Origin of the sequence: Pseudomonas sp. 31 R 17, from assembly GCF_900004915.1 — a bacterium.
Taxonomy (GTDB): Bacteria; Pseudomonadota; Gammaproteobacteria; order Pseudomonadales; family Pseudomonadaceae; genus Aquipseudomonas; species Aquipseudomonas orientalis_A.
In genome coordinates this window covers 1-11,528 of sequence record NZ_CVTN01000063.1, presented here as the reverse complement: position 1 = coordinate 11,528, position 11,528 = coordinate 1, and the positions used below count along the sequence as shown (strand labels likewise).

The following is an 11,528-nucleotide window of genomic DNA, read 5'->3' as shown; positions in this document are numbered from 1 at the left end:
CTTTTGCGCTTTTCAAAAGTGAGCCGCTGTAAAAGCGGAACCATTAGCAGCCGTTACCGCAGAAACGGATATGTACTCGGTCCAATCCAGCATCTCGGCCAGCCCAGAGGCCGCCATCGGGGGCAAGCCCCCTCCCACATTTGGATCGGGACCAACACAAAATGCCGGCCGGCTCCCCCCGGCATAAGGTTAAAAGTTTTTTGTCCTACAAAAATCCCCTCTAAACCCGGCAGACGCTGGGATCTGGCCTAGACTCATGACCGATGGGTCCGTTCCAAAACAAAAACCCCGCAAAAAAACTAAACTTTTCAACTCGGCCCTTGGTCAAGTTTTAAGGCAAGGCGAGCACTCCGCGATTCACGCTACATGCCCGTCCATCCAATCTTTTCAGTTAATTGTGCAACTGGCATACGCCTTGCCAGATTGTCGTGCGCTTGTGCGCTTGGCCGCAGGAAGCGGTCATCGAGCTAATGGCAGCGGGCCATTAGCTAACCAACACGTTGGAGAGAACTATGATCAGTGCCGCAGCAAGTATTCAGGGAGAGCGTGTTAGTCAGCCAGTTGGCGGGTCGACCTCTTTGGTCGTCGACCTCAACACGGTGCGGCCGGTGTCCAGTCATAACCCCAACCGAAAGAAGGTGCTGTTTGTCACGTCCGAGTTTGCCGACCTGGTGAAAACCGGCGGCCTGGGCGATGTGTCGGCGGCCCTGCCCCGCGCCATGGCTCACTTGCACGATGTGCGTGTGCTGATCCCCGGTTACCCGCAAGTGATGGAAAGCGACAACCCTATTCATATCATCGGCGAGCTGGGTGGCCACGCCGCGCTGCCGCCGTGCAAGATCGGGCGCATGGACCTCAAGGATGGCCTGGTCATCTACGTGCTGATCTGCCCCGAGCTGTATGAACGCGAAGGCACACCCTACGGCGCCAACAATGGCCGCGACTGGCCGGACAACCACATCCGCTTCGCCCGCCTGGGGCTGGCCGCCGCCGACATGGCCGCCAACCTGGCACAGATCCACTGGTGCCCGGACCTGGTGCACGCCCACGACTGGCCCGCTGGCCTGGCTCCGGCCTATATGCACTGGCGTGGTTCACGCACGCCGACCCTGTTCACCATTCATAACCTCGCCTATCAGGGCGTGGTGAGCCTGGGTTGCACCCCCGAACTGGGCATTCCGCCCCATGCCCTGCAACAGGAAGGCATGGAGTTCTACGGCAAGATGTCGTTTCTCAAGGCCGGCATGGCTTATTCCAGCCATATCACCACGGTCAGCGCCACCTACGCCCAGGAAATCACCACCCCGGAATTCGGCTGCGGCCTGGACGGCTTCCTCGCCAGCAAGACCCAGCAAGGCCTGCTCAGCGGGATTCCCAACGGCATCGACGAAAGCTGGGAAACTTCGACCGACACCCACCTGACCCACAACTTCAATATCGGCGACTGGGAAGGCAAGGCCATCAACGCTGCCCACGTGCGCGAACTGTTCGGCCTGCACGATTCCACCGGCCCATTGTTTGCCGTGGTCTCGCGCCTGGTCTACCAGAAAGGCCTGGACCTGACCGAAGCAGTCGCCAGCTTCATCGTCGAAAACGGTGGCCAGATCGCGATCATCGGGCGCGGCGAGCCGGAAGAGGAACAAGCCATGCGCGAACTGGCGCTGCGCTTCCCGGGCCAGGTCGGCGTGCGCATCGGCTTCAACGAAACCGACGCCCGCCGCATGTTCGCCGGCAGCGACTTCCTGCTGATGCCTTCGCGGTATGAGCCCTGCGGCCTGAGCCAGATGTATGCGCAGCGTTTCGGCTCGTTGCCGGTGGCGCGCAATACCGGTGGCCTGGCCGACACCATTGAAGACGGCGTGACCGGTTTTCTGTTCAACGAATCCACCGTCGACAGCTACAAGGCTGCCCTGGAGCGCGCGTTCAAAGTGTTCTCCTTCCCCGGCCTGCTCAACGCCATGCGCAGCCGCGCCATGACCCAACCGTTCAACTGGTCGCAGGCGGTGGAACCCTACGCCGAGCTGTACGAACAACTGGTGGTTAAAGCACTGGGGAAATCGACTAAATAATCAAGAGAGGTCTTCATAGATGCCGTTACGGACTTTGGAAACCTGGCCCCACGGCGCACTGATGCTGGACGCGCAACACACGCGTTTCGCCTTGTGGGCGCCAGACGCGTTTTATGTCAGCGTTGAATTGCAGGAAGGAAAGTCCATCGCCATGCTGCCCCAGGCAGATGGCTGGTTTGAAGTCGAGGCAGCCTGCCCTGCCGGCACGCTTTATCGCTTCAATATCGACGGGGAACGGGATGTTCCGGACCCCGCCTCCAGGGCCCAGGCCCTGGACGTGCACGGTTGGAGCCGCGTGGTCGACCCGCTCGCCTACCAATGGCGGCACAGCGAGTGGCAAGGCCGCCCGTGGCACGAGGCGGTCATCTACGAACTGCACGTCGGCGCGATGGGCGGTTACGCCGAAGTGGAGAAACACCTGCCGCGCCTGGCCGAGCTGGGCGTGACCGCCATCGAACTGATGCCCCTCGCGCAATTTCCCGGTGAACGCAACTGGGGTTACGACGGGGTACTGCCCTACGCACCGCACGCCACCTACGGCTCCCCCGAACAACTCAAGCACCTGATCGACAGCGCCCACGAGCACGGCCTGGCGGTGATCCTTGACGTCGTCTACAACCACTTCGGTCCCGATGGCAACTACCTGGGCCAATACGCCAAAGGCTTTTTCCAGGAGGACGTGCACACGCCGTGGGGCGCGGGGATCGATTTCGAACGCCGCGAAGTGCGGGATTTCTTCCTCGATAACGCCCTGATGTGGCTGCTGGAATACCGCTTCGACAGCCTGCGCCTGGACGCGGTGCACGCCATCGACAACCCCGGCTTCCTCCAGGAGCTGGCGCAGCGCGTGCGCCAGCAGGTCGATAGCGGGCGCCATGTGTGGCTGATGCTGGAAAACGAGCTCAACCAGGCCGGCCTGCTCAAACATGATTTCAACGCACAATGGAACGACGACTTCCATAACGTGCTGCACGTGCTGCTCACCGGCGAAACCGATGCCTACTACAGCGACTTCGCCGAGCAGCCCACGGCAAAACTCGCCCGTTGCCTGGGTGAAGGCTTTATCTATCAGGGCCAGACCACCCGCCACGGCCATGCACGCGGCGAACCCAGCGGCGAGCTGCCTCCCACCGCGTTCGTGGCGTTCCTGCAGAACCACGACCAGATCGGCAATCGGGCCCTGGGCGAACGCCTGCACCAGTTGTGCCCGCCGCAAGCGTTGAAGGCGGCGACCGCGCTGTTGCTGCTGTCGCCGATGATCCCGCTGATGTTCATGGGCGATGAAGTCAATGCTGCCGAGCCTTTCCTGTTCTTTACCGACCATCACGGGGAACTGGCAGAGGCCGTGCGTGAAGGTCGACGCAACGAGTTCGCCGATTTCGCCGCGTTTCATGACCCCGAGCAGCGCGAACGTATCCCCGATCCCAACGCCTTGACGACCTTCCTGCAATCCAGGCCAACCCTGGCGGAAAACGAGCATGCCCAGCTCTATCGCCATTTGCTGGGTCTGCGCCATCGACACGTGGTGCCTCATCTGCCTGGCAGCGTGGCCCTCGGCGCGCAGGTGCTGGCTGACAGCGCCGTCAGCGCGCGCTGGCGCCTGGGCAATGGCAGCGTGTTGCAAATCGACCTGAACCTGAGCACAGAGCCCGTCGATCGGCAGGCTGCGTCCCACGTGATTTTTCAAACGCCTGCCGAGTCTGCGGCGGCGCAGTTGCCGCCCTTCAGTGCACGCGTGTCCTTATTCCCTGCTGGAGAACAGTCTTGAGCGATGCGAACCTGGAAATACTCGCCAGCCGCGCGGGCCTGGCCGTCGATTGGATCGATGCCAACGGTCGCCCGCAACATGTGAAACCCGACGCCCTGCGCGCGGTGCTTAAGGGGCTGGGTCACCCGGCCGATACCGAGGCCGACATCGAGGCCAGCCTGCAGGCGTTGGAACAGGTACAGCAGGATAAGCATCTGCCCCCGCTGATCACCGTCGATAGCGGTGAAGGCCTGGACCTCGCACGTTTCTTTGCACCGGACACGCCGTGCCGCGTGCAGTTGGAAAATGGCGAAAGCCTGGAACTGCGTCTGGATGGTGATGCCGTGCTGCCCGGCGTGGTCGCCCTTGGCTACCATCAGGCGCATATCGACGGCCAGACCTTCACCCTCGCCGTCGCCCCCGCGCAGTGCTACAGCGTGGCCGAAGCGGTGCAAAACGACCCCGCCCGCGCCTGGGGCCTCAGCGCGCAGCTCTACTCGTTGCGCCGCCTCGGCGACGGCGGTTTCGGCGACACCCTGGCCCTTGAGCACCTGGCGCGCTCGGCCGCCGAACGCGGGGCCGACGCCCTGGCGATCAGCCCGATGCACGCCATGTTCAGCGCCGACACCGAGCGCTACAGCCCCTACTCGCCTTCCAGCCGGCTGTTTCTCAACAGCCTGTATGCCTCGCCCGGGTGCATCCTGGGCGAACGCGAAGTGCGCAATGCCATCGAGGCCACGGGCCTGGCCGATGAGCTGCACGATCTGGAACAGCTGACCCTGATCGACTGGCCTGCCGCCGCCAAGGCCAAGCAGCGCCTGTTGCGCGCCCTGTATGACGATTTCCGCCACGGCCATCATCCGCAGCATGCCGATTTCCAGAGTTTCCGCCAGGCCGGCGGCGAAGCCCTGGAAAACCACTGCCGTTTCGAAGCGGTGCAGGCATTGCGCGCCGCCGCCGGGGAAGACCTCGACTGGCGTCACTGGCCGCAGGACTGGCGCACGCCGCAAAGCCCGGCCCTGGCGCAGTTTGCCGAGGAGCACCGTGATGAAATCGGCTATTTCGCGTTTACCCAGTGGCTGATCGCGCGCAGTTTGCAGCGCGCGCAACAGGCCGCGCGCGGCAGCGGCATGGGCATCGGCCTGATCGCCGACCTGGCGGTGGGTGCGGACGGCGGTGGCAGCCAGGCGTGGAGTCGCCAGGACGAATTGCTCGCCGACCTCACCGTCGGCGCGCCACCGGACATTCTCAACCGTGCAGGCCAGGGCTGGGGCATTTCCGCGTTCTCGCCAGAGGGGCTCAAGCGTCACGGTTTCCGTGCCTTTATTGAAATGCTGCGGGCTAATTTCGCCCACGCGGGCGGCCTGCGCATCGACCATGTGATGGGCCTGCAACGCCTGTGGGTCATCCCGAACGGGGCTTCACCGCGCGAAGGCGCCTACCTGTATTACCCGGTGGACGACATGCTGCGGCTGTTGGCCCTCGAATCCCATCGTCACCAGGCCATTGTCCTCGGTGAGGACCTCGGCACCGTGCCCGACGGCCTGCGCGAAAAACTCAGCAGCCGCTCGATCCTCGGCATGCGCGTGTTGCTGTTCGAGCAAAACCACGACGGGCAGTTCAGGCCCATCCTCGACTGGCCCGACAACGCCCTGGCCACCACCAGCACTCACGACTTGCCGACGCTCAACGGCTGGTGGCACAGCCGCGACATCGAATGGAATATCGAGCTGGGCCTGATCGACGCGCCGACCGTGGATCAATGGAGCGAACACCGCCTGCGCGAACGCCAGGCATTGCGCCAGGCCCTGAGCCAGGACCCGCAGAACTTCGTCGATGAGATCCGCAACGACACCGACCATATGATCGATGCCAGTGTGCGCTACCTCGCCCACACCCGTGCGCCGCTGGTGCTGCTGCCCCTGGAAGATGCGCTGGGCATGGAAGAGCAACCCAACCTGCCCGGCACCACCGACACCCACCCCAATTGGCGCCGCCGCCTGCCCGGTGAAGCGTCCAGCCTGCTCGACAATGCCGGCGCCGCGCGCCGCCTCGAGCTGCTGGCCGTTGCGCGCAACCAAGCCTATGAGCGTGACCGATGAAAGCACTGCCCCTGCGCGCCACTCAGCGCCTGCAATTTCATAAAGGCTTCACCCTGGATGATGCGGTGCCGTTGGTGCCGTATTTCGCCCGACTGGGCATCAGTCACCTGTATGCCTCGCCCCTGCTCAAGGCGCGGGCCGGTTCGATGCATGGCTATGACGTGGTCGACCCCACCTGTGTCAACCCGGAACTGGGTGGCGAGGCCGCGCTGCAGCGCCTGGTCGCTGCGTTGCGCGAACACGACATGGGTTTGATCCTCGACATCGTTTCCAACCATATGGCCGTGGGCGGCGCCGACAACCCCTGGTGGCTCGACCTGCTGGAATGGGGACGTTTGAGCCCCTACAGCGAATTTTTCGATATTCAGTGGCACTCACCCGACCCGCTGCTCAAGGGCCAACTGCTGATGCCGTTCCTTGGCAGCGATTACGGCGAAGCGTTGCAAAGCGGCAGCCTGGTGCTGAAATTCGAGGCGGCGCACGGGGCCTTTTACGTTGAGCACTACGAACATCGCTTCCCGATCTGTCCACGGGATTACGCGCTGATCCTGGGCAACGACGAACCGCTCAAGCCGCTGGCCGAACGCTTTGCCGCCCTGGCGTACCAGGACGACGCCTACGCCGAAGCCGGCTGGCTGAAACAGGCACTGGCCGAGCGGGCCAGCGAGGTATTGCCCGCCATCGAACAGCGCCTCGCCGCGTTCGACGGGCGCACGCCTGAGGGTTTCGCGCGCCTGCACCGGCTGCTGGAAGAACAGACCTACCGCCTCGCCAGCTGGCGCACGGCGGCGGACGACATCAACTGGCGGCGCTTCTTCGATGTCAACGAACTGGGCGGTCTGCGCGTGGAGCGCACGGCGGTGTTCGAAGCCACCCACGGCAAGATTTTCGAGTTGATCAGCGCAGGCTTGATCGATGGCCTGCGCATCGACCATATCGACGGGCTGGCCGATCCACGGGGTTATTGCCGCAAGCTGCGGCGCCGGGTGGATGCATTGTCGCCGCAGCGGCATTTGCCGATCTTCGTGGAGAAAATCCTCGGTGAAGGCGAGACCCTGCGCGAAGACTGGCAAGTGGACGGCACCACCGGCTACGAATTCATGAACCAACTGTCATTGATGCAGCATCACCCGGACGGCTTCGCGCCGCTGGCCGAGTTGTGGTCGCGCCACAGCGAACGGCCGTCGGCGTTTATCGACGAGGCGCGCCTGGCCCGCCAGCAAATCCTCAACGGTTCGTTGGGCGGCGACTTCGAAAGCGTCGCCCAGGCGCTGCTGCAAGTGGCCCGTGACGACGTGATGACCCGCGACCTGACCCTGGGCGCGATACGCCGGGCGTTGCAGGAACTGATCGTGCATTTTCCGGTGTACCGCACCTACATCAGTGCTCGCGGGCGCAGCGCAGCCGACGACAAGGTCTTCCAACAGGCTATGGAGGGCGCGCGCAGTACCCTGAACGAGGGCGACTGGCCGGTGCTCGATCACCTGGAGAAATGGCTGGGTGGTCAACCGTGGCGCAATCGCCCGCTGGGCCGCGAGCGCAAGATGCTCAAGCATGCCTGTGTGCGCTTCCAGCAACTGACCTCGCCCGCCGCAGCCAAGGCTGTGGAAGACACGGCGTTCTATCGTTCGGCCGTGTTGCTGTCGCGTAACGATGTGGGCTTCAGCACCGAGCAGTTCAGCGCGCCGTTGGCCGATTTTCATGGGGCCAACCAACAGCGCTTGAAGACGTTCCCGCATAACTTGCTGGCCACCGCCACCCACGACCATAAACGTGGCGAAGATACCCGCGCGCGCCTGGCGGTGCTGAGTGAATGCGCGCCCTGGTATGCCGAGCAAGTCGAACACTGGCGCAGCCTGGCCGCGCCGTTGCGCGAGACGGCCGACAGCCCCTCGGCGGGCGACGAACTGATCCTTTATCAAGTGCTGCTTGGCAGTTGGCCGCTGGAGCCGAACCCCGACCTTGAGGCGTATCAACAACGCCTCTGGCAGTGGCAACAGAAAGCGCTGCGCGAAGCCAAGCTGCAAAGCAGCTGGAGCGCGCCGAACGAGGCGTACGAGCGCGGCGTCGAGACGTTCCTGCAAGGTGTATTGCTCAGTGAAACCGGCAAGCCCTTGCGTGACGCACTTGCCGCCGCAGCCCAGGCCATCGCCCCCGCCGGCGCCTTGAATGGGCTGGCGCAGACTTTGCTTCACCTGAGCGTGCCCGGTGTACCGGACGTGTACCAGGGCGATGAGTTCTGGGACTTCAGTCTGGTGGATCCGGACAACCGGCGTCCGGTGGACTTCCAGGCGCGGCAACGCGCACTGGATAACCCGGCGGACATCGGTGAACTGCTGTCCAGCTGGCGCGACGGGCGTATCAAGCAAGCGGTGATCGCGCAGGTACTGGCCTTGCGCAAGGCCAACGTCGAGCTGTTCAGCGACGGCGCCTACACCGCCCTGGAGGTGGTTGGCCCACAGGCCGATCATGTCGTTGCGTTTTGCCGTGAACTGCAGGGCAAGCACGTGTTGGTGGTGGTGCCACGCTGGCCCCGGCGCCTGCTCGAAAATGCGCTGCAACCCCTGGTTCCTGCCCGGATTTGGGGCGACACGCGGGTGAAATTACCGTTCGCCGCCACAACACAAAACTGGAAGGGACTTTTTCAAACAAGCGCAGTCACACCAGACAAGGAGCTGTTGATCAGCGCTGCCCTGGGGGATTTCCCGGTCAATGTCTTTATCAATGCCGATATTCAAGAAAGCTGAACATTTTCTGAGGAGTGTGTGATGAGTAATGAAGACAAACGCATCCGCGAACTGGCCCATCAGATCTGGGAGTCCGAAGGCAAACCCCACGGTGAAGATGCTCGTCACTGGGAAATGGCGCGCAAGCTGGCCGAAGCCGAGGCATTGACGCCAAGCAAGCCCAAGCCGGCCGCCAAGCCCAAGACCGCGCCCAAGCCTGCGCCCAAAGCCAAGCCTGCGGCGCCTGCCGCCGCCAAGCCTGCGCCAAAGAAGCCCGCAGCACCGAAAAAGCCCAAACCCTAAGCTTATCGATCGCCGCGCCCCCTGAGCGCATTGCCGTCAGGGGGCCTTTATCTATCTACGTCATACGCTGAATAACTGTCAGTACGGCCGCGTTCGGCCCGAAAAAAGAACCCTTGCAGGAGCAACACCATGAGCCAACCCGATAAAGCCTCAACCACGCCGGACCATGAGCCGTCGCGGATTCGTGAAGGCCTGCCCTTCCCGCTTGGCGCCACCTGGGACGGCCTGGGCGTCAACTTTGCGCTGTTTTCCGCCAACGCCACCAAGGTCGAGCTGTGCCTGTTCGACGATGCCGGTGAAGTGGAACTGGAACGCATCGAGCTGCCCGAATACACCGACGAGATCTTCCACGGCTACCTGCCCGACGCCCACCCCGGGCTGATTTACGGCTACCGTGTGTATGGCCCTTACGACCCGGAAAACGGCCATCGCTTCAACCACAACAAATTGCTGATCGACCCCTATGCCAAGCAACTGGTGGGCGAACTCAAATGGTCCGAAGCGCTGTTTGGCTACACCATCGGCCACCCCGATGATGACCTCAGCTTCGACGAGCGCGACAGCGCGCCCTTCGTGCCCAAGTGCAAGGTCATCGACCCGGCACATACCTGGGGCAATGACCAGCCGGTGCGCGTGCCATGGGACCGTACGATCATCTATGAAACCCACCTGCGCGGCATCAGCATGCGCCATCCTTCGGTCGGCGAATCCGTACGCGGCACCTGCGCCGGGCTGATGGAAGATGACGTGCTCAAGCATATCCGCCAGTTGGGGGTGTCTTCGGTCGAGCTGTTGCCCGTGCATGCCTTCGTCAACGACCAGCATCTGCTGGAAAAAGGCATGACCAACTACTGGGGCTACAACAGCATCGCGTTTTTTGCCCCCGACCCGCGCTACCTGGCCAGCGGCAAGATCGCCGAGTTCAAGGAGATGGTCGCGCACCTGCATGAGCAGAAGCTCGAAGTGATCCTCGACGTGGTCTACAACCACACCGCCGAAGGCAACGAGCGCGGCCCTACCCTGTCCATGCGCGGCATCGACAACGCCTCGTACTACCGGCTGATGCCCGACGAAAAGCGCTTCTATATCAATGATTCCGGCACGGGCAACACCCTGGACCTGAGTCACCCCTGCGTGCTGCAGATGGTCACCGACTCCCTGCGTTACTGGGCGACCGAGATGCACGTCGATGGTTTCCGCTTCGACTTGGCCACGATCCTCGGCCGCTATCGCGACGGCTTTGACGAACGTCACAGCTTCCTCGTGGCATGCCGCCAGGACCCTATCCTGCGTCAGCTCAAACTGATCGCCGAACCCTGGGACTGCGGCCCCGGCGGCTATCAAGTGGGCAACTTCCCGCCGGGCTGGGCGGAATGGAATGACCGTTTCCGCGACACCGTGCGTGCGTTCTGGAAAGGCGATGACGGCCAGTTGGCGGACTTCGCCGGACGCATGACCGCCTCGGGCGAGATGTTCAACCACCGTGGGCGCAGGCCTTACAGCTCGGTGAACTTCATCACGGCTCATGACGGGTTCACCCTGCATGATCTGGTGTCGTACAACGACAAGCACAACGAAGCCAACGACGAGAACAACCAGGACGGCAGCAATAACAACCTGTCGTGGAACCACGGCGTCGAAGGCCCTACCGACGACCCGGAAATCAACGCGCTGCGCCTGCGCCAGATGCGCAACTTCTTCGCCACCCTGCTGCTGGCCCAAGGTACGCCGATGATTGTGGCCGGGGACGAGTTCGCCCGCACCCAGCATGGCAACAACAACGCCTACTGCCAGGACAGCGAGATCGGTTGGGTCAACTGGGACCTGGACGACGACGGCAAGGCGCTGCTCAAGTTCGTCAAGCGCCTGATCAAGCTGCGCCTGGCGTATCCGATCCTGCGCCGTGGGCGCTTCCTGGTCGGTGACTACAACGAAGATATCGGCGTAAAAGACGTCACCTGGCTGGCGCCGGATGGCAATGAAATGACCACCGAGCAGTGGGAAGACAGCCACGGTCGCTGCCTGGGCATGCTGATGGATGGCCGCGCCCAGGAAACCGGGATTCGCCGTGCCGGCGCCGACGCGACGTTGTTGCTGGTGGTCAATGCCCATCACGACATGGTCAATTTCCGTCTGCCACCGGTGCCCCAGGGCGAGTACTGGAATTGCCTGCTCGATACCAATGACCCGGCAGTGCGTGGCCAGGAGCGTTTTGAATTTGAGCACGAGTACGCCGCCACCGGCCGCTCGCTGCTATTGTTTGAACTGCATCACGACGACGAGGTGTGAAATGGCGTTGCACGGATTCCTTTCCGGCTACCGGGGCTATGCCAATACGCAAGCCCTGGGTAATGCCTTAAAGGACCTTCAGGAAGAAGGCCTGGACCAGCTGCCGTTGCCCGGCAGCGGCCAGACGCTGGAGCGTTACAGCGGTCTGGCGCAAGTCGCCGGCCATGACCTGCGCTTGTGCAAACTGTTCGAAGGCCACACCGACGCCCTGGCGATCATTGCCGAGCTCGACAGCCCGCTGCCGCCGTTGGGCAGCACCTGGGGGATGTGGGCCGCCGAGCCGCCGAGCGCC

6 protein-coding genes and 1 pseudogene are annotated in these 11,528 nt (G+C 63.0%); all 7 read left to right on the top strand.

Translation table 11 applies throughout. From position 1 onward, the window contains the following. The first annotated feature begins 512 nt into the window (after nucleotides 1-512). A complete protein-coding gene (gene glgA / locus BFP89_RS11235; protein ID WP_065885553.1) occupies nucleotides 513-2,069 on the top strand; it encodes a glycogen synthase GlgA in 1,557 nt (518 codons plus the stop codon). A gap of 19 nt (nucleotides 2,070-2,088) precedes the next feature. Then, entirely contained in the window at nucleotides 2,089-3,837 is a 1,749-nt protein-coding gene (gene treZ / locus BFP89_RS11230) for a malto-oligosyltrehalose trehalohydrolase (protein ID WP_065885552.1), read from the top strand. Continuing rightward, the gene (gene malQ, locus BFP89_RS11225) at nucleotides 3,834-5,918 is read left to right on the top strand and encodes a 4-alpha-glucanotransferase (RefSeq protein WP_065885549.1); all 2,085 of its coding nucleotides are present in this window, start codon (nucleotides 3,834-3,836) and stop codon (nucleotides 5,916-5,918) included. The genes treZ and malQ overlap by 4 nt, the downstream gene beginning before the upstream one ends. After that, nucleotides 5,915-8,665 carry a malto-oligosyltrehalose synthase gene (locus tag BFP89_RS11220; protein ID WP_065885547.1) on the top strand — a complete coding sequence of 917 codons (2,751 nt, stop codon included), beginning with the start codon at nucleotides 5,915-5,917 and terminating at the stop codon, nucleotides 8,663-8,665. The genes malQ and BFP89_RS11220 overlap by 4 nt, the downstream gene beginning before the upstream one ends. A 21-nt stretch (nucleotides 8,666-8,686) precedes the next feature. Beyond that, on the top strand, nucleotides 8,687-8,947 hold the full coding sequence (locus BFP89_RS11215) for a DUF2934 domain-containing protein (protein WP_065885546.1): 261 nt from the start codon (nucleotides 8,687-8,689) through the stop codon (nucleotides 8,945-8,947). A gap of 129 nt (nucleotides 8,948-9,076) precedes the next feature. Next, nucleotides 9,077-11,236, top strand: coding sequence for a glycogen debranching protein GlgX (glgX, locus tag BFP89_RS11210; protein ID WP_065885543.1), 2,160 nt, complete (start codon nucleotides 9,077-9,079; stop codon nucleotides 11,234-11,236). 1 nt (nucleotide 11,237) lies between these two features. After that, nucleotides 11,238-11,528 (top strand): annotated as a pseudogene (locus BFP89_RS11205) (acyl-CoA dehydrogenase); the annotation flags it as partial.

Bases quoted from the DNA above. Each gene is read 5' to 3' on its own strand.
- glgA (WP_065885553.1), top strand. From the start codon at position 513: ATGATCAGTGCCGCAGCAAGTATTCAGGGAGAGCGTGTTAGTCAGCCA.
- glgX (WP_065885543.1), top strand. From the start codon at position 9,077: ATGAGCCAACCCGATAAAGCCTCAACCACGCCGGACCATGAGCCGTCG.
- BFP89_RS11215 (WP_065885546.1), top strand. From the start codon at position 8,687: ATGAGTAATGAAGACAAACGCATCCGCGAACTGGCCCATCAGATCTGG.
- treZ (WP_065885552.1), top strand. From the start codon at position 2,089: ATGCCGTTACGGACTTTGGAAACCTGGCCCCACGGCGCACTGATGCTG.
- BFP89_RS11220 (WP_065885547.1), top strand. From the start codon at position 5,915: ATGAAAGCACTGCCCCTGCGCGCCACTCAGCGCCTGCAATTTCATAAA.